This is a genomic window from Alloyangia pacifica (assembly GCF_020524285.1).
Classification (GTDB): Bacteria; Pseudomonadota; Alphaproteobacteria; order Rhodobacterales; family Rhodobacteraceae; genus Salipiger; species Salipiger pacificus_B.
In genome coordinates, this window is record NZ_JAIVKX010000015.1 from 163,739 (window position 1) to 189,149 (window position 25,411).

Consider the following 25,411-nt stretch of genomic DNA (forward strand, 5'->3'; position numbering starts at 1 on the left):
GCAATCCCCATGCGAAACTTTCCATGGCACCTTTGCGGCAACCAGACAGGAGGCCACCATGGCACGCAAGGTTCTCATCCTCGGCGCATCGGGACATTCCGGCAGCGCCTTCGCCCATGCCTTCGCCGAGGACGGTTGGCAGGTGCACCGCTTTCAACGCGGCAGCGATCCCGCGAAGGCGGCGCAGGGCTGCGCGCTGATCATCAACGCGATGAACCCGCCCGACTACCACGACTGGGCACGGCAGATCCCGCAGATCACCGAACTGACCATGCAGGCCGCCCGCGCCAGCGGCGCGCGGGTGCTGATCCCGGGCAACGTCTACGTCTACGGCCGCCAGCCCGCGCCTTGGTCCGCCGAGACGCCGCATCGCCCCTGCAGCCGCAAGGGGCGCGTGCGGGACGAGATGGAGGCCGCGTGGCGCGCCTCTGGCCTGCCGGTGACCATTCTGCGGGCCGGGGATTTCATCGATGGCAGCAAGCCGGGGCTGATGATGGGTCGGGTGATGCTGAAGTCGCTGCCGAAGGGGCGGATCACGGCCCTCGGCCCGCCGGAGGTGCCGCGCGCCTATGCCTACCTGCCGGATTTCGCCCGCGCCGCCGTGGCGCTGTCGCACAAGCAGGACCTGCCAGACTTTGCCGAGTTCCCGTTCCCGGGGCACACCTTCAGCCTGAGCGACTTTGCCGCCGAGATCACACGGCAAACCGGGCGATCCCTGCGGATCACCCGGTTCCCCTGGTGGGCGCTGCGGCTGGCCTCCCCGGCCTGGGAGCTTGCGCGGGAGTTGACCGAGATGCGCTATCTCTTCGAGCACCCACACAGCCTCGACGGGGCGGCGCTGGCCGCGGCGCTTCCGGATTTTGCCCCGACACCCTTCGAGGAAGTCGTCGCGGGTCACCTGCCTACGCCAGCGTGAGGACGCTGTTCAACGGCAGGCCCGCGCCGGGCCCCGGTGAGGGGTGGCCTCCGGAGCCCGCCTGTCTTCAGTAGATCTCGTCGATCGGCTGGCCGAGCGTCAACGCGCCCACGTACTCCGCCTGCATCTCCTTCTGCAGCGGGTGGTAGCGCGCGGCCTGGATGTCGCGGAACAGCCGCTCGAGCTCTGCCTTGCGGTAGAAGCCCGCGCCGCCTGCCAGCTCCATGGCCAACTCGACGGTCTTGATCGCGTTCTCCTCGACCAGCCGCCGGCCGGTCATCACCTGCCCGACGGTCTCGGCCGAGGGCGTATTCAGCTCGCAGGTCGCTACCATGTCCGCATGGGCAAGCCGGGCCGTATGAAGCGCCGTCTCCATCCGTCCGGCGCGGTCGCGCAGCAGGCGCGAAGCGGGACGCCGCGCGGCAATCTCCACCGCGAGATCGCGCGCCCGCTCGGCGACGCCGAGGTAGACCGCGTAGATGAGCGGAAAGGCGATGGTGCCCAGCATGAAGAAGAGCGGATGCCACTTTCCCTGCGGACGCTTCACCGCCACCTTCTCGGCGGGCACGAAAAGCCCCTCGATCATCACGTCGTGGCTGCCGGTGCCGCGCATCCCGAGCGTGTGCCAGGTGTCGAGCACCGAGACCTCGGCGGCGGACATGGGGCAGGGGAAGTGCAGGATGGTTCCGCCCTCTTCGGGCGAGATCGCGCTGGTCATCAACAGGTCCCCCGCGGGCGCGCCCGAGACGAACATCTTGCGGGCGGTGATCCGGTAGCCGCCCTCGACCGGCTCGGCCTTGCCGGACCCGCCGATCCAGTCGCCGCCGCCGGACGACAACAGCACCAGCTTCTCGGCGGCGATCCGCTTCAGCAACGGCTCGGTCTTGTCACGCGTCGCCTGCTGGTGGTGCCAGCGCCAGGCCGGGAAGGCGACCTGATGGGTGTGCATCGACAGCGCCAGCGCGGTGGACGAGCAGCCATGCGCCACCCGGCGCAGCATGTCGCAGAGCGCGCGGACATCGGCGCCGCCGCCGCCCAGCTCCGCCGGCACGCCGGCGTCGATGAGCCCGGCCTGCTTGGCCCTCTGGTAGCTCTCGGCAACGAAACTGTCGTCGTCGTCGCGGGCCATGGCCTGCTTGGCACATTCCTCGGCGAATTGCTCGGCGATGGCGGTGAAGTCCCGCGCCGCCGGGCGGTCGAGTGTCTCGATCTCGGTCATCTCGTGGTCCTTTCATTCCCTGTCGTCCTTCCAGCATGACAGAGTCGACACAGAGCGATAGTTCAGGAAATGAATCGGCTCTGCTATGCTCCCGCGCATGGAGATCACCAACCTCTATGGGCAGTTCTGCCCGGTCTCGATGGCGTCCGAGGTCTTCTGCACGCGCTGGACGCCGCTCGTGGTGCGCGAACTGCTCTGCGGATCGACCCGGTTCAACGACATCCGCAAGGGCGTGCCGAAGATGTCGCCCAGCCTTTTGTCCAAACGCCTCAAGGAGTTGGAGCTGGCCGGCGTGATCCGTACCGTGCAGACCGAGCGCGGCACGCAGGAGTACCACCTCACCGCCGCCGGAGAGGAGCTGCGCCCGATCGTCATGGGCATCGGCAACTGGGGGCAGCGCTGGGTCGAGTCGCGCCTGTCGCTGCGCAATCTCGATCCCTCGCTGCTGATGTGGGACATCCGGCGGAATTTCGAGCCGGATCCACGCCCTGACAGCCGCTGCACGATTCAGTTTCTGTACCCGGAAATCGGGGAAAACCTGCGCGACTGGTGGCTGGTCGTCGGCACCGACGACACCGATTTGTGCAAGTTCGACCCCGGCTACGAGGTCGACATCCTGGTGACCGCCGATCTGCGGGCGATGACCTCGGTGTGGATGGGGCTGACCAAGCTGCGCGACGAGACCGACGCGGGACACATCCGGATCGACGCGGTGCCGGAACTCGAAAGACGCCTGCGGGGCTGGCTGAAACTCAGCGTCTTCGCCCCGCAAGAGCGCATGGTGGAGTGAGCGCGGCTCAGACCTTCAGCGTCGGCAGGCCGAGGTCGAAGACCGTCGTTCCCTTGGAATCAAGCAGCGCCGTATCCACCAGCTCGGACATCAGACGCCGCGCGCCGACGGGATCGCGCGCCTCGATCCGTTCGAAAACGGCGGCGTGTTCGTCCACCGGGTTGCGGGTGTGCGGGTTGGGCATGTCGCGGTATCGGAAAGCCGTGGTGTAGGCGACCGCGGCGCAAATCCCCGATTCCAGCGACAGCAGCACCGGGTTGTGCGAGCTGATCAGGATCGCCCGGTGAAAGCTCGCGTCGGCCTGGTGCCAGCTATCCTCGGTCATCTCGCAGTAGCGCATGGCCTGCAGCGCGTCCCGGAAGAGCTGCAAATCCGCCTCGGTGCGGCGCTCGGCGGCGAAGGCGGCGGCGGGCGGTTCGATCATCGCGCGCATCTCGTAGAGCGCGCGGATGTACCAGTCGGGCGGCGCGCCGCTCTCGAAGCTCCAGCGCACCACGTCGGGGTCAAGCAGCGACCAGCTCTCGCGCGGGGTGACCCGCGTGCCGCTGCGGGTGCGCGTGACCAGCATTCCCTTGCCCGCGAGCCGCCGCAGCGCCTCTCGGTAGGCGCCGCGCGAAATGCCGGTCTGCGCAAGGAAATCCATCTCCTTCGGGATCGGATCGCCGCAGCCATAGACGCCGCTGACGATCTGGCGCCCAAGCCAGTCCGCGATGGATTCATTCTTTCTCTTCTCGGGCGCGGCCTGAGTGTCGAAGGCGAGACCCGGCGCGTTCAATTTGTCCGACATATCGAAAGTCTATCTGGCGACACCGGGGTGTCAATCTCACCCCAGCCTCGCAGAGCACAAATATTGGATAAACGCGATATGATGGCACAGGTTGGCGCTGGAGCCCTGCGCGCAAAGACGGTTCGCGCCCGCCCGAGAAAGAGCCCGGGCGGGCAGGGGGCCTCATTCGACCATGATCGAGCTCGGCGCCGCGCCGTCGTTCATCCAGGCTTCCAGCGGGGTCATCGGGTCGAGCGAAGACCAGTTCACCCCGTTCGGACCCGGCAGAATGCCGCAGTGATCGAGGCCAGGCACCATGAAGAGCTTCACGTTCTCGTTCAGCGCGGTCTCGCCCCCGGCAAGTTCGGCCGCCTGATCGTACCACTCCACGGTCTTGTAGGGAGTCACGATGGAATCCGCCCAGCCGTGGTAAACGATCATCTTGCCACCCGCCTCGCGGAAGGCCGAGAGGTCCGGGCTGTCCCCGTTGTAGAGCGAGGCCGCCGTCGCCATGCGCGCAGGGTCGGTCTCGAAGTCGAAGGACAGCGGCGAGTAGTCGGTGCCGGGATCGTCCGCAAAGGCCATGTGGCGGGTGAAGCCGCCCGCGAAGCCCGAGACCAGCTTTCCGGCCCCCTCGGCGTTGCCGGTCAGCCAGAGCCACCAGAAGGGCTCGGACCCCTCGGGGATGCCGCCCGGGTAGAGCTGCGCACCCGCCGCGTTGCGCGGCCCCTCGCGCCATTTCACCAGCGTATCAAGTTGCTCGTCGCTCAGCTCGAGACCGGAGTAGTCAATCTCGCAGGCACGCGGGTCGGCGATCACCCCGTCCTCGGCCCCGTCGACGCCGTCGCATTGCTGCATAACCGCCGCGCCGATCTTCGCGGCCTCGTCAGGCCCGAGGATCTGGCTGCCGTCCTCGGCCGTATTGGCCTGCAGAACCCAGGACATCGCGGTCCCCACGAGCCCGGTGTAATCCATCGCGGGGGCGCCGGAGATGATGCCGTCGAACATCTCGGGGTAGCGCTGCGCCGCCACATGCGCCATGCGCCCGCCGGTCGAACAGCCCTGGAAGACCGCCTGGCTCGAGGGGGTGCCGTAGAAGGCGTCGATCATTACCTGCGCGACGCGGTTGGTCTCGCCGATCGAGCGCCAGCCCCAGTCGCGCTCGGCGTCGGGGTTGTCCTGCGCCCAGCTCGCCTCGGTGACCGCAAGCGCGTGGTGGCCGCTGTCCGAAGTGGCGGTGGCATAGCCGCGCTCGAGCCCGGGACGCATGGCGTTGACCCAGGACTGGCCGCCATCGGCGCGCCCGAGGATGCCGCAGAAGCCGCCGCAACCCGCCTGGTAGAACTTGCCGTTCCAGCCCGTCAGCGGCAGGCGGACCTCGATCGAAATGGCGGGCAGGGCAGTGGCGCGCACCTCGCAATACTGCGGCAGCCCCTCCGGGCTCATCACGCGGGCCGAGGTGACATGGCCGCCGTCGAAGACCGTGTCGCGCAGGGCACTGCAGTCCTCGGGCGTCTGATCGGCATAGGCGTAGGACGCGCTGGCCAGAAGGGCCAGCGTGATGGCGGTTAGCTTCATGGATATCCTCCCAAATCTCCCGTGGGTAGAATTGCCTCATGGAAAAATCCGCTCAAGGCATTTGTGCCATGACGCAGCGTCCGCGGGAGAGCGGCTGGAGCAGTGCTGCACGAGTTCCCAGAGGGCGATCCGCCGCGTGGACCTTTGTTGGCTTCGTCTGGCTCTTTGGAGGCAGCGACGGCTCGCGCCTCGTGCGAAAGCTGTAGTCCTCCCGCACTCTGGGAGCGCGCGGCAGTTACGCAACCACAATACATAACGCGCATTACACGCATAACCCGAAATTCTCGGGGCGCGCGCCACCCTCAAGTGCGCCGCTCATGAGAAAACATAAAGTTATCCAAAGGGGAAACCGCATTGACCGCGGCGAGCCGCAATGGAGCGTCAAGGAACCTACCAGATTCTACGCCGCGAGATGTTCCTGTCTCGAAGCGCAGGGAAGCCGTCATGAAGTCCGAGACCAAAAGCAGCCGTGTCTGCGACGACTGCCCCGCGAGCCAGTCAAGCTCAGACCACCCCATTTAAGTCGCCCCAATCTCAGCGCACCCGAGGACGACGGAATGGCCGGAAAGCGAGATAGCACGGAAAACATGCTAAATTCTCTACGTGAATTCCGAGAATCGCAATATTCTTCATTCAATGCATTTCTACCGACCATTTCTTACCGAGTGATATTTTGGGAGGATTTCCAAGTGAAACTGTTTTCAAAGAGTCCGGAGGCTGCCGACTCCGAACAATACGCCCAGCCCGCGCGGCACGAAGTGAAGTCTCCGGAGCCAACTGTCGAGCCCGAGGCGGCCACGTCTCCCCCGCCGCCGGACCGCAGGCTCTTCCTTCCGGGCGCAGCGCCAAAGACCGTCGAAGAGACCGGGCTTACGGAAAGCTATCTTATTAACCACCTGTGTAAGGTCATGCATGCGGGCGGCACGCTGACCCCGGCGCAGATCGCCGATGTGGTCAAGCTGCCCAAGCTGGTCTGCCGGCAGCTCATCAAGCAGATGACCGCGCTGATGCTGGTCGAGGCGCAGGGGCTCGACTCCGCGGATATAAAATCCGACATCCGCTATTCCCTGACCAATCTCGGCAAGAGCTGGGCCTTGGATGCGCTCGTGCTCTCGCAATACATCGGCCCTGCCCCGGTCACGCTCGAGGCTTTCGAGGCGCAGATCCGGAGCCAGTCGATCAGCCATGAGGAGATTCACCGCTCCGAACTCGACCGCGCGCTTTCGCATCTCGTGATCCCGGACATCCTCAAGGCGCAGCTCGGACCGGCCGCCAATTCCGGGCGCTCGATGCTGCTTTATGGCGAGCCCGGCAATGGCAAGACGTCGCTGGCCGAAGCGCTGGGGGAATCGTTTCAGGACGTGGTGAGCTTTCCCTTTGCCATCCTTGCCGGGAACCAGATCATCCGCTTCCACGACGAGACGCTGCACCAGACTGCCGAGTTGCCCGCGGGACAGCCGCGAGGCGACCTGCGCTGGGTGCCCTGTCACCGCCCCGTGGTCATCGCGGGCGGCGAGCTCATGCTCCACATGCTCGATCTTGCCTTCGAGCACACCGCGCGCTTCTACGAGGCACCGATGCATCTCAAGGCGCTCGGCGGAGTTTTCGTTCTGGATGACTTCGGACGGCAGAGCGAGCCACCGCAGGCCTATCTGAACCGCTGGATCGTGCCGCTGGAGAAGGGCTTCGACATCCTCTCGCTGCATACCGGCAAAAAGTTCAGCGTCCCCTTCGATCAGCTCGTGGTGTTTTCGTCCAACCTGATGCCCGAGGAGATGGGCGACGATGCGGCGCTGCGCCGGATCTATTTCAAGATCCACGTCCCCTCGCCGACCAAGGAGGATTACTTCAGCATCTTCGAGGGCGCCTGCGAAGAAGTCGGGATCGCCTGGCAGCCCGAGGTGATGGACCGCTTTTACCAGGACAAGTACGAGACCGCGGGCTTCGTGACCTCGGGGGCGCATCCGGGGTTCCTGCTGCGCCACATCCTAGCCGCCTGCCGCTACCTCGAACGCGAGCCGGAACTATCGCTCGACCTGCTCGAGCTCGCCTGGCGCAACGTCGCGGCGAGCAAGCGGCGCGACCGGCGGTAAAAGCCAAACCCCGAACGGACGCATGGCGCCGGTCCCGGGACCGGCGCCATTTTCTTGTCGGCAGCGCTGTGAGGGCGCGGAGCGCGGGGTCAGCCGGGCGCCATCGTCCGGAACAGCTCGAGGATGGTCATCATGATCGGCACGAGCACGATCAGGATGCTGACCGGAAACATGCACAGCGCCATCGGGAACAGCATCTTCACCGGCAGCGCATTGGCCTTTTCCTCGGCCTTCACCAGGCGCTGGTCCCGCATCTCGCGGGCGAAGGTGCGCAGCGTGCGGCTGACGCTGGAGCCAAGCTCCTCGGACTGCCGGAACAGCACCGCCAGCGTGCGCGCCTCCTCGATCCGCACCCGGGTGGCGAAGTTGTTCAGCGCCTCGTGCAACGGCCGGCCGGCGCGGATCTCGAGGTTGATGATCGAGAGCTGCACGCCGAAGTCAGGAATGGTCTGCAGGAACTCGCGGGTGACGCGGTCCATCGCCGCCTCGGTGCTGAGGCCGGCATCGACGCAGACCAGCAGCAGGTCCATGAAATCGGGGAAGATCTTGCGGAACTCACGCATCCGCTTGAGGCCGATCCGCTCGAGGATCATCGCGCAGAGCATGAAGGTCAGCCCGCCGGCCATGGCCGCCAGCCCGATCAGCATCGACCGGCTCGCTCCCGGCACGAGCTTCTGCAGCACGAGGTGCACCACGAGGAAGACCGAGAGCGAGGCGCCGAAGCGCAGCAGGTTGAACTTGGCGATCGCCGAGCGCGACAGGTAGCCGGCCTGTACCAGCCGCATTTTCAGGCTGTCCTTGTGGCCGTTCTGGACCACGTCGAGGTAGTAGCGCAGCCGCTCGTTGCCGGTGCCGAGCAGCTCATCGATCTCGGTTTCGCTGCGCCGCCGACGCCGGGTGTCCTCGATGTTGCGCTGCACGTCCCTGCGCTGGGTGAGAAAGCTCATCAGCGCAAAGCTCGCGATGAGCACAGCGACGAAGATCGCGATCAGGATCAGGGTTTCATTCATCACACACCTCCCCGGTGGACCGACAGGTCAGTAGTCGAAATTCACGAGCTTGCGGACGATGGCCATGCCGATGGCCATGACCACCAGGCCGCCGGTGACCAGGGCCGGGCCGTAGCCGCTTTCCCAGACCGGGTCGAAATACTTCGGCTGCATGCTGCGGATCAGGAAGAACAGGAAGAAGGGAAAGCCCATCATGATCCAGGCGGTGATCCGCCCCTCCGCCGAGATCGCCCGGATCTTCGCCTTTATCATCAGCCGGGCGCGGATCATCTTGGCGAGGTTGTCGAGGATCTCCGACAGGTTGCCACCGGTGCCACGCTGCACGCTGACGGTCACCGCCAGCAGGTTGAGTTCCGGGGCGCCGACGCGCTCGATCATGTGCAGCATCGCCTGGTCCAGCTCGAGGCCAAAGGTCATCTGGTCGCTCAGGATGCCGAACTCGGAACCCAGCGGGTCGGGCATCTCGCGGGCCACCAGCGAGATCGCCGAGCCCAGCGGATGCCCTGCGTTGAGGCTGCGCACGATGATGTCGATCGCCGGGGCGAGCTGGGCGGTCAGATTTTTGATCCGCGACTGGCGCCGGCGATAGAGCAGCAGGCCGGTCAGCACCACGGTGAAGCCGGTCGCAAAGGCCAGGTTGGCCAGCCCCGCGAACCCGACGAACAGCCGGCCGAGCAGGAAACCGGCCAGAAAGAGCCCGGCGAGCACGAGGATCCGCTTGCCGAGCGACATGTCGAGCCCGGTCTGCGCGTAGAAGCGGCGCAGGGACTCGAAGAACGGCTCGCGAGTGCCGGCGGAGACCCCGCGGCGCAGCAGCAGCTCCGAGTAGGCCACCTCGGCGCCGCTCTTCAGTTTCAGCGCCTCGAGGCGGTTGCGGATCTCGAGAGAATTGCGCCGTGCCGAGAAGACCGCGCGCAGCACGGTGTCGGTGACCAGCAGCACGGCGACGAAGATCAGGCCGTAGATGGCAATGGGGGCATTCAGCATCTCACAGCTCCTTCGAGGGATCGAAGTGATCGGAATTCAGCAGCAGCCCCAGCGCCTGCAGGTCCTCGAGGAACCGCGGACGGATGCCGGTGGCCCGGAAGCTGCCCAGCACCCGGCCATCTTCGTCGATGCCGGTGCGCTTGAACTTCATGATCTCCTGCAGCTGCACCACGTCGCCCTCCATGCCGGTGATCTCCGAGATCGAGGTCACGCGCCGGGTGCCGTCGCGCAGCCGCTCGAGCTGCACGATGAGGTCGATGGCCGAGGTGATCTGCGCGCGGATGCTGGTCTGGTTCATCGGCATGCCCGCCATGCCCACCATCTGTTCCATGCGCGAGATCGCGTCGCGCGGGTTGTTGGCGTGGATGGTCGACATCGAGCCTTCGTGGCCGGTGTTCATCGCCTGCAGCATGTCGAAGGCTTCGCCGCCCCGCACCTCGCCGATGATGATCCGGTCGGGCCGCATCCGCAGCGCGTTCTTCACCAGGTCGCGCTGCAGGATCTCGTTGCGCCCGTCCACCGTCGGCGGGCGGGTCTCGAGGCGCACGACGTGCGGCTGCTGCAGCTGCAGTTCCGCCGCGTCCTCGATGGTCACCAGGCGCTCGTCATGCGGGATATAGGCCGAAAGCGCGTTGAGCATGGTGGTCTTGCCCGAGCCCGTGCCGCCCGAGACGACGATGGACACCTTGCCCTCGACCGCCGCGGCGAGCAGCGCCGCCATGCCGGGCGCGAGCGCCGTGTTGTCCACCAGCCGGTCGAGCGAATAGGGCCGCTTGGCGAACTTGCGGATCGAGACCTGCGGGCCGTCCACCGCCACCGGGCGGATCGCGACGTTAACCCGCGAGCCGTCGGCGAGGCGGGCATCCACCAGCGGCGAGGATTCATCCACCCGGCGGCCGACCGAGGCAACGATCTTGTTGATGATCCGCAGCAGGTGATCCTCGTCCTTGAAGCGGACCTTGGCGCGCTCGAGCCGGCCGAAGCGCTCGACGAAGACGGTATTCGCGCCCACGATGAGGATGTCGCTGATCGTGTCGTCGTCCAGCAGCGGCTCGATTGGACCGAGGCCCAGCATCTCGTCGCCGATGCTGACGATCAGATCATCGAGCTCCGAAGCGCTGAGCGGGAAATTGTGTTCCTTGGCGTAGCTGCGCACCAGCGGACGCAGTTCCTCGTGGATCTCGTCCTCTTCCATCGTGTCGAGGATCGACAGGTTGATCTTGTCGATGAGGAAGCGGTGCAGGGTGACGCGCTCGTTGACGAAATCCGGCGGCTCGTAGGCGGCCTGTACCCCCGGCGCCGGGCGCACCGGCTCGGGCACCTTCAACGCGACGACCGTTTCCGCCGCCACGGGCGACGCCTCCGACTTTCTGAAAAACCGCCCTGCCATAGGGGTACCCTCCCTGCGCTACCGCACAATCACCTTTGTTCCAATCGCAACTTTCCCGAACAGCTCGAGCACATCCGCGTTCGACAGGCGGAAGCAGCCCGAGGTCTCGTATCCGCCGAGCGTGCCGGAGGAATTCGTTCCATGAATGCGGTAGAGCGTGTCGCTGCCGCCGCTGTAGAGATAGAGCGCCCGTGCCCCGAGCGGGTTGTAGGGGCCCGGCGGCACGTAGTCGGGCAGCGAGCCGTCGCGCTGCCGCATCTCGGCCGGAGGACGCCAGCCCGGCCATTCCTCCTTGCGCCCGACGTAGGTCGTGCCGACCCAGGTGAAGCCCTCGCGGCCGACCGAGATGCGATAGCGCTCCGCCCGGCCCTTGCCGAGCACGCGCAGCAGCGTCCGCTCGGCGTTCGAGATCAGGATGGTGCCCGGTGCCTCGGCGCCGTCGTAGCGCACCAGCTCGACGCTGCGCGGCCCGTGGTCGCGCGGCACGGCCTTGTTCTGCGCCATCGCGGCCCCGGGCACGAGACATGTCCCGAGCACCATGGCGATCACCCCGCGCCGGCTGGACCGATCTCCTGTCATTTCGCCATCTCCGCGGTCATCTGTACCGCCTTCATGTATTTCGTCAGCGCCTTCAGGAAACGCGACCGCTTGCTCACCTCGCTCGGCAGCACGCCGCGGTCCAGCGCCTGGCCGAGCTGGGCCGAGGCCGCGGGCACGAAGTGGAAGGGCGTTTCCTCGAAAAGCTCGCGCAGGCGGCGCTTGCCGATGCGCTCGCCGAACAGGCTGCTCTCATGCTTGTTGATGAGCACGTGCACCGGCACATCGCCGCCCCGCAGCGCACGGATGCGGGCGATCTGGTCGAGGGTGTGCTTGATCGCCGGCAGGTTCAGTTCGCAGACCAGCGAGAAGCTGTTCACCGCCGAGAAGACATCCTCCTTCCACTCGGTCTCGTAGTAGGGAATGTCGAGAAAGGTGTGATCATGCTCCGCGCTCACCGCGTCGAGCATCCGCAGCACCAGCTCGTAGCCGTTCAGCTCGGTGTTCAGCTCCGGGCGCTTGAAAGAATAGAGGAAAACCCCGTTCGGGTGCTTCTTCTGGATGACCTTCATGAACTCGGAATCCACCCGGCGGGGCGTCGCGGCGACGCTGCCGAGGTTGAAGTCGTTGACCATGTTGATCGCGTAACCGCAATTTCCCAAAGAGAAATCCAGGTCGAAGAGCGCCACAGACCCCTGCTTGCGCACGAAGTGGGTCGCCGCCAGATCGGCCATGCTAAGCGCCAGCGTCGTCGCCCCCGCGCCGCCGACCGCCGAGACCACCGCGTGCACCCGGTTGCTGCCCACCTGCCGGCTGCGCATGACCTTCTGGATGCTGTCGATCAGGTCACCGGCCTGCAGCGGCTTGGGCAGCCAGTCGTGGATGTCGAGCCTGAACAGCCGGCGGGTCTCCTCGGGCGAGAGCTGCGGCGAGATGACGATCAGCGGCAGTTGCGGGGCCAGCGCCCGTATGTCTCCCAGAAGTTGCAGCTGCGGGTCGCCGAGCCCGCCAACATTGGCAACGACCAGATCGGCAGCGGCCCCCGCCAGTTGCTCGGGAAGCCGCGCGGCATCCAGCGGCGAGGCGCTGATCCGTGGTGAGAAACCGACCAAGGCCTCGATCTCGCCGCGGTCCGCCCCCTCCCCGGTCAACACCAGCATGCGCGTCATGGGAATGTTCGCGATGGCCTTCGGCCCTTCGACTGTCATGTTCATGAGCAGGGTTCCTCGCAATCGGACAGGTCTTCGCTGGTGATGGCCACCGGGTGAGCGGGGATGGTGACCGGGACCAGCATGTCGAGAATCAACAGATCAAAGGCCAGGTCGCGCACTTCGAGCGTGACCGTCAGCACCGGGCCGAAGGGCCGGCCGACGTAGCCCAGCCCGGATTCCTGGTAGGTGATCCGGACGTTCTCGGGCGCGATGAAGGGGGCGATGTCGCGGATCCCGGTGATGCCGGTACCGTCGTCATCCCTGCCGTCCATCAGTCGCGCCAGCGCTGCCGCGTCACAGGCGGTCGCCCCGGCCCCGCAGGAGACCGAGCGCGGCGCAGTGGGCAGCGACGGCATCGGCACCGGATCGCCCTGGCTCACGCCCGCGGCATAGCTCGACAGCGTGCTGATGTCGGTGAGCGGGGTCGAGACCGCTGCACGGCGTGCACCGACCTGCATCGCCTTCACGGTCTGGTTCCACTGGTAGACCATCATGCCGAACTCCACCATCGCGCCACAGACCAGCATCAGCACGGGCACGATGATCAGCGCCTCGGTCATCGCAAGGCCGGACGTTTCGCGGAGAAACCGTTGCGTATGGAGCGCCCGGCCTACCATCCGATGTGCCTCAACTCGACCGCGTGGGCGATCGTGAGCGCATCCCCGAAGAGCAGGTCGAACGCTCCCGAGCCGGAATAGACCACCTGCCCCGAGACGACGACAAGGTCCGCGGGTGCGGGGTTCGTAGGCAAATCCGCCTTCGACGGGGTGAAGGTGATCTCCGACGCCTCGTCCCAGCCCGGCACCCGGAGCACGCTGCCAGAGGTCGGCGCGCCATAGAAGGCGATGTTGCGGGCGTATTCTTCTGAGCAGGTCGAACCGTAGTTGACAGTCACCGGGCGGCAGCGCGACCAGTAGCGCGCCGCGTCGCGCAGCCCCGCCTGCATCTGTTCGCGCTCCCACAGGATGTTGCCGACCTCGAGCAGGCCGAAGGTGACAAGCGTCATCACCGGGAACACGATGAGCGCTTCGACGAAGACACTGCCCCGTTCGTCGTCCCTGAATGCACGTGCCGACCTAAACATATGAATACTCACAAACAATAATCAGAGGGCCGAAAATTGGCCCTGCCGGAACCGGAAAGAAAAAGCGTGCCCGGATCCGGCGGTTTTGTGGTGTCAGCTCATCCGCCGGAGCCGACCGTGGTGCGGTAGGCCGCGGGCGGCCATGCCTCGAGCTCCTGGATCGCGGTATTCGCCATCATGGCGTCACCGCTGCGGGCCGAGGAGGTGTCCCAGTTGTTCTTGTAGTCCGCCGAGCCGCAGGCCGACAGCAGGAGCGCCGCCGCGACCGCGGCGCAGAGGGGCTTACTTCTTTGCAATGACGGCATCGTCGAACTCCAGATCAATCATGTGGCCATAGGGACCGACAACGCCGGAGCCCTCGCGGAAGCGGCGCAGCAGGTCACGGTCGACCTCCAGCATGCCGAGCAGGAAGAGCTCGATGTCATTGGACGAGCGCGTATTGTCGAGCGGCGAGCGCAGCGGCGTGTCCGGACCGACCGGCGCAACCAGCCGCGGCGTCACGAGGATCACCAGGTCGGACTCGCGCTTCTCGAAGCTGCGCGAGCTGAACAGCGTGCCGAGGACCGGGATCTGCCCCAGCCACGGCACCTGGTCGACGCTGCGCGCATTGTTCGCCTGCAGCAGGCCGGCGATCGCGAAGCTCTGGCCGTTGCGCAGCGACACCGTGGTCTCGGCCTTGCGCGAGATGAAGGCGGGCTGGCCGTTCACCGTGACCGAAGGGTCGATATCGCTGACCTCGGGCATGATGCGCAGCGAGATGAGCTGGTCGTCCAGCACCACCGGCACGAAGTTCAGGCGCACACCGTATTCGCGGTAGTCGGTGCTCTGCACGGCGGTGCCGTTCTCGTTGACCTGCGCCACGCTGATCGGCACCTCGCCACCCACCACGAAGTTCGCCTCGATGCCGCTGGTGGTCACCAGCTTGGGGTTGGCGAGACGCCGCGCGAGGCCCTTCTGTTCCAGCGCGTTGATCACCATGTCGATCTGGAACCCCGAGATCTCGAGCAGCTCGCCGATGGCCGAGCCGAAGGGGGTTCCCGATTGCGCCGCGAAGACCGCGCCGTTGGTCACGAAGGCCGTCTCGCCGTTCTCGCGGGTCCCGGTCAGGTCGACGCCGAGGCTGCGGCCGGAATTGCGCTCGACCTCGAGGATCCGCACGTCGAGCTCGACCTGCTGGGCGCTGGCGACCTTGAGCGCATCCACCACCGGATCGGCCGAATATTGCGACGCGATCTGCAGGATGCGCTGGCGGTCGACATTGTCCTTCACCAGACCCGAGACGCGGATGCGGTTGTTCACGTTGAGCACATCGACGCGCGCGCTCGGCACGGTGCGCCGGATGACGTTTTCGAGGTCGCTGAAGTCCAGCTGCACGCGGACGTCGATCACCTCGAGCAGCTGCTTCTCGGTCGAGTAGAGGGTGACGTTGGTCAGCCCCGAGGCCTTGGCCTGGATGTAGAGCGAATTGTCGGTCAGCGGGAAGACGTCGGCGATGGCCGTGTTGCCGATCACGATGTCGGCGAAAGGCTGGTTGGTATTGACCGTCAGCGTCGTGCTCGGCGCGAGCACCACCTTCGAGACCGTGCCATCGTCGATGATGATATCCCGGCTCTGCGCCGCCAGGTCTCCGGGCAGCGCGGCAAAGGACAACGCTCCCACCGCAAGAAGAACCGCCGGCTTCCTAATTCGATCAACCAGACCCCTGGATATTGAACTCGACCACATCATGACTTTGTCCCGCTGCTCTGTGTTGTTGCCCGGCCCCTCCGCCCTGCAGCTCTCCCCGCCTATTCCTCCAGCTGAACCGTCAGAAGTTCCGGTCCGCCTGTCGTCCTGACGTCCTGGGAGCCAGCAAGACCCGGCTGGACTTTATATTCGTCACGTCGTCCGTCCCGGATCACCGCCACGGTTGCCTTTTCGGCTTTCGGGGGTGGTGCGATCACGACACGTTCCACCAGCTTCTCAATTTGGACCGGATCTGGCTTCTGAATTTTGTCCTCGACGCTGCTCAGGCGATCGGAAATTCCGTCAAGGGTGCTTTTCAGCAACACCTGCATTGCGTCGAGCTGTTTCGAATTGGCGTCAGGCTCCACTTCCACGGGCACGGGCTCCGGGATCAAATCCTCGGCCACGTCCATATCCGACAAATCGGCTAGGGTAATTCGGTCATTGCTCTCGACATCATTCGAGGCGACGTTTCTCAGGGCGAGGGACAGCGTGCCGATCGTTCCGGCCAGCACCAGCTTTTGCGCCTCGGCGGTGTTGACCTCGAATGTCACGGTGCGAACGACGCTGGGTTTGTCCTTCAATTCATCGGCAATCTGGTCGATCGCCAATACGCGGACGCCCTGGAGCAATACGTCGACAAAGGAACCTTCGCGATTGTCGCGGCGGGTCAGCAATACATCGACCCTGTCGCCGGGAAGCACGAAACCGGCGACCCCCAGAACGTCGTTCACCCGAATGGAAATGGCCTTCATTCCCGGGGTCAGCGCGGTCGAGAGCTTGGCGCGCTGGCCGGGCATGGTGACCTTGCTCGCGAGGATCGGCTCGCCCACGGTCATCGTGGTCAGCGCGAAACGCGCGTTTTCGTCACTGTCATCGGGCACCAGCGTCGCCGTCGTCGCGAAGGCGCCCTCCGGGATGACATCGCTGCTCCAGGCGATCTCGCGCAGCTTGGCCGGGTTCAGGCGCTCGCCGAAGGAGATCGGTTCGGCCGCCACGACGATGGTGTTTTCAGGCTCGGCAACGATCTGCTGCGGGCCGGTCGACATCAGCATCAAACGCTGTTCGTCCAGCCAGCCGCGTGCGCCGAACACGGCCAGACCCGCGAGCGCGATTGCAACAAAGAAACTCAGAACTACCGAGAAACGCATGGGATTTCTCCTGAACAGGAACGCCTCGGGCGAAGACCGTGACCGAGGACTTATTTGACGCGACCGGGTTTGGGACACGGACGCGAAACGGCTGAATTAGGTGGGTTTCCGATGCGAGGCCAAGTTCTAACTTCGCCCCGCATCGGAGACGGCATGCAACCTTCGCGATCAGGCGCCCCCTTCTTCGGCTGGGAAGGGGCTTTCGGTCGTGGGGGTTTCTGTCCCCCCTTCGAGCCAAAGGTTGTCCGACATCCAGTCCGCCCATTGCGTCCAAGCAATGTTAAGGTTCATTCCGAACAGCATGACCGCGAAAATCACACCGCCGATCATCAGGCCCAAAACGACAAGATATTCGGTGAGCGCCAGCCCCTCGTCTTCGCGACGGAAGCGCTGCGCAAGATCCTTTGCGAAAACCGCGGTCATCTTCAAACGTGCAAACATAATTTCCTCCAAGAAAACAAACGCTCCAATCGAGCGCAAGATCATCAATTGCCTTCGAAACAAGGAGAGCCATAAAATCGCCCACCTTCATTCACAATACTGCCATAAGCCTGGATGCCGGTAAACATATTTGTGAAACCAAATCTGATTTTTCTGCAATCTATCGGCATATTCATTAACTATGCAATTTCAGAAACAATACAGGACGATCCGGAATTGAAATTCAGAAATAAACTCAACCCAGAGGATATTATTTCGCCTCGATACCACACCTCAAAGAAAAAATATACATAAGGCCCTCGACCTCGACGCGCAGATTCAGCGAACCAGAATCGCTTCCTGGCGAATAAATGTCTCCAATGTCCCGTTACCACCAAATCCCGTGATGTCGATGATCTCCACGTCGATCGTCATATCGACGCCAGGTGCGTAGCTGATCATCGGCCGGGTCATGAAGATGCTGGCATAGCTGTTCACCGGGAACTCGCTTTTTCCGTTTTCATCCGCATAGGTGCCACAGTCGATGATGGCCGCCACGAGAACGCGCGGATCCGGCAGATCTTCGGCCACGACATTGTCCGGATTGCACATCGCCGCTCCGGTTTCGCCGTTCGGCGACGGGGTCGTCACCGAGGGATCGCCGGGGGCGCGGACCTCGAAGAGATCCATCGAGGCACCATCCACGGTGACCTGGGTCCCCAGTTCGTACTGATAGACGTCGTAGCGCGATGCGCCGACCGTTCCCGGCCCCGAATAGCCCTCGGCCACGCCCGGAAAGGAGCTCGGGACGTCCGAATAACTTGGCGCGTGGCTGCCGTAGTTGCGGTCGAGGTAGGTCTGCCCGTCCCAGGCCCCGGTGCCGATATAGGCCCCGGCGATGTCGTCGCTCGTGACCGAACCGCCGGTGTTGGGCGGCAGCATCGTAGTGTTGTCCGGCAACCCGTAGGCGTAATCCGTCGCGCCATTGGCGTTGAAGCCGACGCCCGGGGTCCAGACATGATCGTCGCCGATCTCGGCCTGGCTGCTGATTGCCCCGCCGTTCATGACACAGTCTTCAACGGTATTGCCCTGTGTCCGCGGCAGGATGCCCTTGCGCACGCTGCGCGCGGTGCGGACGTCGAAGCCATCCTGACCGTTCACGCTGCCCGAGCCATAGCGACCGCCAAACATGTCGAACCGGGTATTGATCCCGCTGCGGATCGAATTGCTGGCGCCGGGCTTGGTGGTGACGCTTTCAGAGGAATAGCAGGTCCTGTTGCGCCGGCCCGCGAAGTAATCGTTGATCGAGCGCGCGCCGCCGCCGGGATTGGCATCAGTCGACACATCCGCGTCGCTCACGTCGAGAAAGCCGAAATTGCCCGGCATCGGGGTTTCATTGCCGGAAGGATGCAGGCGGATCATGCGCCCATGCAGGTCGCCGTTCTGAAACGCCAGCTGGAGGCCGTCGCCAACGTAGTTCCCCGATCCGTCATATTCGAAGGGATTGCAGATGAAGACCGGCGGGATGTCACAGGCGGCGGACTCGGCCTTGGCCACCGCGACCGCGGCAACCGGGGCTCCCCCCGTCGCCCAGGCCAGCGCCCGCGCGAAGAGCGTCTCGAGATCCGCCGACTGTGCCTGCGCATAGACGTATTCCGCCTCCGACGGATCCTCGGTCTGATGCGCGGTGATCCAGGCCGCATCAATGGGGGTCGTGTCATATTCGGGGATCTCGTCGAGGAAGCGCACGTAGAACGGCGTGTCGGTCTGATCATAGACGAGGGAGATCGGTGTGGCGCTGGCGAACTGCAGCAGCGAGACCGTGTTGTCGAGCTGTGCCATGGCGGCCCGTGCCCGCACAAGCGCATCGGCCCCGCCATCAAGCTCGCGGGCCCCAGCAAGCGCGACCGCATCCGCCGCGGCCTGAAGATCGGCATGGGCGTTGTTGCCCCGGCTCACGTCGAAGAGAATCACGCCGAAGCCAATGAAGACCGGCAGCAGAAGCAGGGAAAACACGAAGATGAAGCCATCCTCGGAACTGCGGAACTCTTTAATCATACTTACCTTTCCGAACCGGTCACCATCTACGGCACGCCAGAACACACGGCTAAGCACACATTGAAAATACAGAATACCTTACAGCATTCCCGTCAAATCTCAAACATTCCATATCGCTTGTATGAAGATCACCGGCGCCGAAGCCAGCGCGAGCGGTACACCGTAGGGCACCCGTCCCTCGGTCTTCATGCGTGCGAACCACCCCCAAAGCCCGCTTTCGGCGCCAAGCCAGCGGCAGATCACGATCAGCAGGTAGAGGAGCACGGACAGCAGCATGAGCAGCACGGCAAACGGAAGCATCCCCTGCATCCCGAGCATCATCCCCAGCGGCAGCATGAGCTTGGCATCCCCTGCCCCGAGCCCGCGCAGCAGCCACATGACGAAGCCGATGGCAAAGAGCAGCGCCCCGGCCAGGAGGTCGGTGCGCAGGGCGGGAAACAGCAGCACGCCCTGCGCCAGCACGTAGAGCGCGAGCATCACCAGCACGGTGCCGTTCCGGATCGTGAAATGCCGCGCGTCGTAGACCGCCACCCAGCCCAGCAACGCGACCGCGGCAAGTTGCGCGATGGTCGAAATCACCTCCACGGCGATCAGCCGTCAGATCCCGCGCAGGTCTCCGGGCGCGCGCTTCGGCGAGTTCACGGAATTCCTCAGCAGTTCTAGGTTGTTGGCCGTCACCGGGTTGGACGGGTCCTTCTCATAGGCCGCGAGGAAGTACTTCCGCGCCGCCACGAGCTCACCGCGCAGCAGCATGGAATAGCCGTAGTTGTTGAGGAACTCGACGCGCTGCCCGATCACCGGCTGCAGGCGCCGGTAGGCATAGTCGGAACGCTCGAACTGTCGCAGCATGTCCGCGCTCGCGGCATATCCCAGCCAGGCCGCGGTATCATCGGGAACCACGTCCAGCGCGTTCTTGAACATCTTGTAGGACTTGCCGTAATTCCCCTCGCGGAACTGCATTTTCGCTGAAACCAGCAGCTGGTCATCGGGATAAAAGCTCAGGCTCGACGTATCTTTGGTCGACAAGGTTCGATCGCTGAAGGAGGAGTTCTCACAAGCGCCGAGCGCCAAGATCATCGAAAATGCCAGTAAACGCTTCATACCATCCTCCCGGCCACATCTGCCAATGACCTCGATGCTAAGGTGCGGAGTCAAAATCGCGAAAAGATATTCGGGAGTCGTGATCTTTGTGAAATCAGATGTTGCAAGTTTTCCACAAGGCAGCGCAGAGGTTTGATCGACAGAGGCTGGATAGCGTAGTTCGAAAGTATATATTATTCAATGTGATAACGGTAAGATCGTCACTACATGAGGGCATGTTCCTGGCGACCTCGACGGATCTGAGACCCCTGATGCTGACATCAGACCTTTCTTTTGACACTTGCGTTTCAGCTTTGAGGCAACCTTGTCGGTCCTCGCCTCGCCACCTTGTTCCGCGTCTTGATCCGTCGCAGCGTGCAGCGATTTCCTTAATTAGAAAGTCAGCACTTATGCCATTTTATAGCATGCATCTTTAGATGGTTTTTGGTCGTGACCGATATGGCGGAGCTCCAGTCTGCGCCGAAAGTATTGCGGCTTTCTCGCGTCGTCCCCTTTTGCTTCCCGCATTGTCCCACAGCATCGTTCTCATCGAATACGGTCGCGCCATCGCAATCCTTCTGCGCCGCGGTTTCTCCTTGGCGATCCAGGTGGGGCTGCTGCGTCTGCGCGAAGGCTGCGACCTGCCCTTGGTCGACGCCCGCCAGGCCAGAGAAAGGGCAGCGTCCTACGGCCATGATCTCCACGAGGGCATGTTCGTCGACCTCGACGGCCAGGTGGCCCATGCCGCCCATGCGGCCCATGCGGCCCATGCGGCCGCCGCCGTTGCGTTTCTGTCTCGGCTGTCCACACGGCCCGACCCATTTTCGTCGGAGCGGGTCACCCCGCTGGCCTATCCCTTGATGCGGAGGGGTCGCTCGATCTGCGTGCGCTTGCTTGGCCGCAGGCGCGCGGTAAGCCCCCCAGTACCCGGAAAGCAAACGGGAACACTCTTGCGGTGATGGATCCGGAGACGCTAGCGATGCGCGTTCGGGCGCGCCTTCAGGATCGGCGCAATTCCACGCGCACGGATTGCTGGACGAGCAGGTAGCGCGAAATCTATCGTCGTCAGTCATCTGTAAGGAGAAATGGGTGGCGACGACCCAAGGGAGGAGGAGAAGGGCCGTCGCCGATTTCCGAGGCTCAGGGAGGAGGAGGAGAGCCTCTAGAAAATTCCTCGGCACAGCGTGGTGCCGATGAGCTATTGATGCCATTTGCTGCGCCGCAGCACCACTGCCGAAAGGGAAGACCCGCCTTGCGCCTTATGCATGGCTCGGAGCGTTGGTCACCTAGGTCAGCAACGCCTTGTTCCCAAACGGGCATTCCGGCCCAGAGCACGAAGGATCGGTCAGTCAACCAGAGGCCGGAACGAGACCTCTCCCAGCAGCCAGTCCAGGAAAGCCGCCGCCTTGTCGCCCCGCCCCTCCGGCGTGACGATGTACCAGGCCTGCTTGGTGCTCTGCGCCGCATCCAGAACGATGGCCAACTCGCCGCGCTCCAGTTCCGCCTCGATCAGGTAGCGCGGCAGCAACGCGAGGCCGAGCCCGGCCTTCACCGCCTCGATGCTCAGCGCGAACTCGTCGAACCAGTGGCCGCCCTGCGACTCCGGCGCCTCCAGCCCCTGGCTGGCGAACCACTCGTCCCACATGGTCGCGCGGCTGGTCACATGCAGCTTCGGCAGCGCGCGCAGATCTTCCGCCCGGGTGGCCCGCTGCGCCCGCAGGGCGCCTCCCGCCACGGGCACCACGATCTCGCTGCACAGGTAGGTGCATTGCCCGCCCGGCCAGAGCGGCTGGCCGAAATGCAGCGCCAGGTCGCATTGCCGGCTGCCGAGATCGAACACGCCGGTGGTGGTGCTCACGTCGACCCTCAGCTCAGGGTGCTGTGCGAGGAACTTCGGCAGGCGCGGCATCAACCAGCGCGTGGCAAAGGTGGGCGGCGCATTCAGCGCCAGCAGGCTCTCGCCCTGCCCCCCGGCCGTAGCATGGCGCATGGTGCTTTCCGCCATGCGCAGCAGCCGCTGTACCTCCGGCAGCAGGTCCACCCCGGCCCGGGTCAGAACCACCCGACCCCGGAGCCTGTCGAACAGCGGCTTGCCGATCTGCTCCTCGAGGTCCCGCACGTGCCGGCTGACGGCGCTCTGGGTGAGCGCCAGTTCCTCGCCCGCGCGGGTGAAATTGCCGTGCCGGGCGGCGAGCTCGAAGGTCTGCAGCACCTTCATGTCGGGAAGCAGACGTCGTTGCAGGGGCACTTGAATCCTCGGGTTGATGCGCGGCCACGATAGGCCGCAGGCAGCGCGAGAACCATGCCAAACGCGCATGGGGTCAGCCCGACTTGGCGTTATGCGCATCGCCCGCCCGCTTGGTATCCTGCCGCCGACCCAAGACAACAGGAGGCCCCCCATGCTGAGCAAACCCCTGCCCGCCCTCACCGCCGAAACCCTAGACCGCTGCGGCGTGACAGCACCTCTGGATGTAGACGGCGGGATGCCAATCGTCTCGCCCGTGACCGGCGAGGTCGTCGCAACGCTCGCCCCCCACGGCACGGCGGACGCCGCCAAGGCCATCGACACCGCCGCCAGGGCCTTCCGCGCCTGGCGCCTCGTGCCTGCCCCGCGCCGCGGCGAGCTGGTCCGGCTCTACGCCGAGGAGTTGCGCAAGGCCAAGGACGAGCTCGGCCGCATGGTCTCGATCGAGGCGGGCAAGTCGCCCTCCGAAGGGCTCGGCGAGGTGCAGGAGATGATCGACATCTGCGACTTCGCCGTCGGCCTCTCGCGCCAGCTCTACGGGCTGACCATCGCCACCGAGCGCCCCGGCCACCGGATGATGGAGACCTGGCACCCGCTGGGCGTGGTCGGCATCATCACCGCCTTCAACTTCCCCTGCGCGCCCTGGTGCTGGAACGCCGCGCTGGCGCTGGTCTGCGGCGATCCGGTGCTCTGGAAGCCCTCGGAGAAAACCCCGCTCACCGCGCTCGCCTGCCAGGCGGTGCTGGAGCGGGCCATCGCCCGCTTCGGCGATGCCCCCGAGGGGCTGAGCCAGGTTCTGGTCGGCGGGCCCGAGCTCGGCGCGGCGCTGGTGGACAGCCCGAAGGTGGCGCTGATCTCGGCCACCGGCTCGACCCGCATGGGGCGCATCGTCGGGCCGAAGGTGGCGGCCCGCTTCGGCAAGTGCATCCTCGAGCTCGGCGGCAACAATGCCGGCATCGTCTGCCCCTCGGCCGATATGGACATGGCCCTGCGTGCCATCGCCTTCGGGGCCATGGGCACCGCGGGCCAGCGCTGCACCACCATGCGCCGGCTCTTCGTGCACGAGAGCGTCTACGACCAACTCGTGCCCGCCCTGCGCAAGGCCTACGCCAGCGTCACCGTCGGCAACCCGCTGGAGACCCAGGCGCTGGTCGGCCCGCTGATCGACGCGGCGGCCTTCGAAGGCATGCAGGCGGCGCTGAAGGAAGCCATCGCGCTTGGCGGCACCGTGCATGGCGGCCAGCGCGAACCGGTAGAGGGCGAGAAAGCCTATTACGTCAAACCCGCGCTGGTGGAGATGCCCGAACAGGGCGGCCCGGTGCTCCGCGAGACCTTCGCACCGATCCTCTACGTGATGAAATACAGCGACTTCGACGAGGTTCTGGAGCTGCACAACGACGTCGGCGGCGGGCTCAGCTCGTCGATCTTCACCACCGATCTGCGCGAGATGGAGACCTTCCTGTCGGCGCGCGGCTCGGACTGCGGCATTGCCAATGTCAATATCGGCACCTCGGGGGCCGAGATCGGCGGGGCCTTCGGCGGCGAGAAGGAGACCGGCGGCGGCCGCGAGAGCGGCTCGGATGCCTGGCGCGCCTACATGCGGCGGGCAACCAACACGATCAACTACTCCTCGGAGCTGCCGCTGGCGCAGGGCGTGGTCTTCGATATCGACTGACCAGACAGGCCGGGCGTCCGCGCCCGGCCATTGCCGTTGCGCGCTAGCCCAGACGCCCCGGCTTCAGCGCATGGGTCAGCGTTGCGCCGAACTCATAGTACGCGCCGCGGAGCCCGGTGAAGCGCTCGGCATAGCCCTCGATCGGCGCCACCGGCAGCCCGGCCTCGTTGCCGTCGAGCAACGCCTCGGCGGCGGCGGTGCCAAAGACCGTCCCCGGCGCGATACCCCGCCCGGAGTAGCCAAAGACCGACAGCGCCGAGGGGCCGAAGCGCACCACCTTGGGCACATGGTCACTGGTCATCGCGATGCGCCCCTGCCAGGCATGCTCGAAGGGCACGTCGGCCAGTTCGGGATAGACCTGCGCCAGCTTGCGCCGCGCCCAACCGGCGTGCAGCCCGCCACCGAGCCCCTCGGCATCGCCCATGCCGCCGAGGATCAGCCGCCCGGCCTGATCGACCCGGAAGGACGACATCACCAGCGCCGTGTCCCAGCAGCCCTCGCCCCCCGGCAGGATGCGCGCGCGCATCTCTTCCGGCAGCGGCGCCGTGGCGAACTGGCTGTAGTGCACCGCGACGTAGGAGGGGCGGAACGGTTCGGAAAAGCCGTCGTGATAGGCATTGGTCGCCATGAGCACCGCCCCGGCCCGAACCCTGTGGCCACCGGCGCGGATCTCCCAGCCCTCGCCCGATCGCGTGAGGTCGGTCACCTGCGTGCCCGCATGGAGACGCGCCCCAGCCGAGGCCGCCGCGCGCGCCAGCCCGCGGCAATAAGCCAGCGGCTGCACCGTGCCCGCGCGCGGATCGAGCAGCGCGCCGTTAAAAGCCCCGGAGCCGGTGCGCCGCGCTGTCTCGGCAGCGTCGAGGAGCTGCACCGGCGCGCCCAGCCGGTTGCCCTGCCGATGCCGCGAGGCGAGGTCCGCCGCCCCCGAGCCCGCATGGGCGAGGTGCAGCGTGCCATTGCGCGTCAGCTCGCAGGCGATCCCCTCGCGCTCGATCACCCCGAACACCCGCGCCGGGGCCCCGCCCAGCACCTCGATCAGCCGCCGCCCCTCGGTTTCGCCCATCTGCGCGATGATCTCGTCCGGCGGCAGCCAGAGCCCGGCGTTGACCAGCCCGACGTTCCGCCCCGAGCCGCCATGGCCGATCTCCCGCGCCTCGAGCAGAACCACGCTGGCCCCGCGCCGCGCCGCCTCGAGCGCCGCCGCGCAGCCGGTGAAGCCGCCGCCGATCACCGCCAGCTCGACGTCGAGATCACCGTCGAGCGGGCGCGCGGCGACCTGCTCGGCCGCGCTGTCCTGCCAGAGGTTGCCCTTCGGGAAATCGTCCATGTTTTCAGTCCAGTCCGCGCGACCTCGCTGGCCGCGAGGCCATTCTTGGCCAGTGCCTCCGTCCCCGTCCAGTGCCGTTTGCGCATGGGGCGACACGCGCCGCGCATGGCGGAGCCTCGGGCGCAGGGTGGGGCTCTGCCCCGCCCGGC

Annotated in this window: 24 protein-coding genes; 4 read left to right on the forward strand and 20 right to left on the reverse strand. The window is 65.3% G+C overall.

The window, feature by feature from the left end; all coding sequences use genetic code 11:
- Positions 1-58 precede the first annotated feature (58 nt).
- Entirely contained in the window at positions 59-916 is an 858-nt protein-coding gene (locus tag LC039_RS19565; RefSeq protein WP_226627571.1) for an epimerase, read from the forward strand.
- 67 nt (positions 917-983) lie between these two features.
- Here the strand turns inward: LC039_RS19565 and LC039_RS19570 are convergent, their stop codons facing one another.
- Positions 984-2,135 (reverse strand): acyl-CoA dehydrogenase family protein, encoded by a 1,152-nt coding sequence (locus tag LC039_RS19570; RefSeq protein WP_226627573.1) that lies wholly within the window; start codon positions 2,133-2,135, stop codon positions 984-986.
- A gap of 97 nt (positions 2,136-2,232) precedes the next feature.
- Here LC039_RS19570 and LC039_RS19575 point away from each other — a divergent pair, with 97 nt between their 5' ends.
- Positions 2,233-2,925: a winged helix-turn-helix transcriptional regulator gene (locus LC039_RS19575; RefSeq protein ID WP_226627575.1), complete on the forward strand. Its 693-nt coding sequence runs from the start codon at positions 2,233-2,235 to the stop codon at positions 2,923-2,925.
- Between the two features lie 7 nt (positions 2,926-2,932).
- Here the strand turns inward: LC039_RS19575 and LC039_RS19580 are convergent, their stop codons facing one another.
- Positions 2,933-3,712: a FadR/GntR family transcriptional regulator gene (locus LC039_RS19580; protein WP_226627577.1), complete on the reverse strand. Its 780-nt coding sequence runs from the start codon at positions 3,710-3,712 to the stop codon at positions 2,933-2,935.
- 162 nt (positions 3,713-3,874) lie between these two features.
- Positions 3,875-5,269, reverse strand: a complete 1,395-nt coding sequence (locus LC039_RS19585) for a tannase/feruloyl esterase family alpha/beta hydrolase (RefSeq protein ID WP_226627579.1) — start codon at positions 5,267-5,269, stop codon at positions 3,875-3,877.
- A gap of 908 nt (positions 5,270-6,177) precedes the next feature.
- Here LC039_RS19585 and LC039_RS19590 point away from each other — a divergent pair.
- A complete protein-coding gene (locus LC039_RS19590) occupies positions 6,178-7,362 on the forward strand; it encodes an AAA family ATPase (protein ID WP_226627581.1) in 1,185 nt (394 codons plus the stop codon).
- A gap of 89 nt (positions 7,363-7,451) precedes the next feature.
- Here the strand turns inward: LC039_RS19590 and LC039_RS19595 are convergent, their stop codons facing one another.
- From LC039_RS19595 to LC039_RS19670, 16 genes are all read right to left on the reverse strand, one after another.
- Positions 7,452-8,372, reverse strand: coding sequence for a type II secretion system F family protein (locus LC039_RS19595; protein WP_226627582.1), 921 nt, complete (start codon positions 8,370-8,372; stop codon positions 7,452-7,454).
- A gap of 27 nt (positions 8,373-8,399) precedes the next feature.
- A complete protein-coding gene (locus tag LC039_RS19600; RefSeq protein WP_226627584.1) occupies positions 8,400-9,359 on the reverse strand; it encodes a type II secretion system F family protein in 960 nt (319 codons plus the stop codon).
- A gap of 1 nt (position 9,360) precedes the next feature.
- The gene (locus LC039_RS19605; RefSeq protein WP_226627585.1) at positions 9,361-10,710 is read right to left on the reverse strand and encodes a CpaF family protein; all 1,350 of its coding nucleotides are present in this window, start codon (positions 10,708-10,710) and stop codon (positions 9,361-9,363) included.
- A 57-nt stretch (positions 10,711-10,767) separates the two neighbouring features.
- The gene (locus LC039_RS19610) at positions 10,768-11,328 is read right to left on the reverse strand and encodes a L,D-transpeptidase (protein WP_226627587.1); all 561 of its coding nucleotides are present in this window, start codon (positions 11,326-11,328) and stop codon (positions 10,768-10,770) included.
- Positions 11,325-12,500 carry an AAA family ATPase gene (locus tag LC039_RS19615; protein ID WP_226627589.1) on the reverse strand — a complete coding sequence of 392 codons (1,176 nt, stop codon included), beginning with the start codon at positions 12,498-12,500 and terminating at the stop codon, positions 11,325-11,327. Before LC039_RS19615 ends, LC039_RS19610 begins: the two co-directional genes overlap by 4 nt.
- Complete coding sequence (locus LC039_RS19620) at positions 12,497-13,057, reverse strand: TadE/TadG family type IV pilus assembly protein (RefSeq protein ID WP_264179613.1); 561 nt, start codon at positions 13,055-13,057, stop codon at positions 12,497-12,499. The genes LC039_RS19615 and LC039_RS19620 overlap by 4 nt, the downstream gene beginning before the upstream one ends.
- Positions 13,058-13,107: 50 nt before the next feature.
- Positions 13,108-13,581 (reverse strand): TadE/TadG family type IV pilus assembly protein, encoded by a 474-nt coding sequence (locus LC039_RS19625; protein ID WP_226627592.1) that lies wholly within the window; start codon positions 13,579-13,581, stop codon positions 13,108-13,110.
- 98 nt (positions 13,582-13,679) lie between these two features.
- Positions 13,680-13,886 (reverse strand): hypothetical protein, encoded by a 207-nt coding sequence (locus LC039_RS19630; protein ID WP_226627593.1) that lies wholly within the window; start codon positions 13,884-13,886, stop codon positions 13,680-13,682.
- Positions 13,864-15,240, reverse strand: coding sequence for a type II and III secretion system protein family protein (locus LC039_RS19635; RefSeq protein ID WP_226627595.1), 1,377 nt, complete (start codon positions 15,238-15,240; stop codon positions 13,864-13,866). The genes LC039_RS19630 and LC039_RS19635 overlap by 23 nt, the downstream gene beginning before the upstream one ends.
- Positions 15,241-15,368: 128 nt before the next feature.
- Positions 15,369-16,457, reverse strand: coding sequence for a Flp pilus assembly protein CpaB (cpaB, locus tag LC039_RS19640; protein ID WP_226627596.1), 1,089 nt, complete (start codon positions 16,455-16,457; stop codon positions 15,369-15,371).
- Between the two features lie 168 nt (positions 16,458-16,625).
- A complete protein-coding gene (locus LC039_RS19645; protein WP_226627598.1) occupies positions 16,626-16,943 on the reverse strand; it encodes a Flp family type IVb pilin in 318 nt (105 codons plus the stop codon).
- A gap of 273 nt (positions 16,944-17,216) precedes the next feature.
- Positions 17,217-18,980, reverse strand: a complete 1,764-nt coding sequence (locus tag LC039_RS19650; protein ID WP_226627599.1) for a pilus assembly protein TadG-related protein — start codon at positions 18,978-18,980, stop codon at positions 17,217-17,219.
- A gap of 54 nt (positions 18,981-19,034) precedes the next feature.
- Positions 19,035-19,520: a prepilin peptidase gene (locus tag LC039_RS19655; protein ID WP_226627601.1), complete on the reverse strand. Its 486-nt coding sequence runs from the start codon at positions 19,518-19,520 to the stop codon at positions 19,035-19,037.
- Positions 19,521-19,532: 12 nt separating this feature from the next.
- On the reverse strand, positions 19,533-20,036 hold the full coding sequence (locus LC039_RS19660) for a hypothetical protein (RefSeq protein WP_226627603.1): 504 nt from the start codon (positions 20,034-20,036) through the stop codon (positions 19,533-19,535).
- A gap of 380 nt (positions 20,037-20,416) precedes the next feature.
- On the reverse strand, positions 20,417-20,785 hold the full coding sequence (locus tag LC039_RS19665; protein ID WP_226627604.1) for a hypothetical protein: 369 nt from the start codon (positions 20,783-20,785) through the stop codon (positions 20,417-20,419).
- Positions 20,786-21,360: 575 nt separating this feature from the next.
- Entirely contained in the window at positions 21,361-22,233 is an 873-nt protein-coding gene (locus tag LC039_RS19670; RefSeq protein WP_226627606.1) for a LysR family transcriptional regulator, read from the reverse strand.
- 181 nt (positions 22,234-22,414) lie between these two features.
- Between LC039_RS19670 and LC039_RS19675 the strand changes: the two genes are divergently transcribed.
- A complete protein-coding gene (locus LC039_RS19675) occupies positions 22,415-23,935 on the forward strand; it encodes an aldehyde dehydrogenase family protein (RefSeq protein WP_226627608.1) in 1,521 nt (506 codons plus the stop codon).
- A 43-nt stretch (positions 23,936-23,978) separates the two neighbouring features.
- Here the strand turns inward: LC039_RS19675 and LC039_RS19680 are convergent, their stop codons facing one another.
- Positions 23,979-25,262 carry an NAD(P)/FAD-dependent oxidoreductase gene (locus LC039_RS19680; RefSeq protein WP_226627609.1) on the reverse strand — a complete coding sequence of 428 codons (1,284 nt, stop codon included), beginning with the start codon at positions 25,260-25,262 and terminating at the stop codon, positions 23,979-23,981.
- Between the last annotated feature and the right edge of the window lie 149 nt (positions 25,263-25,411).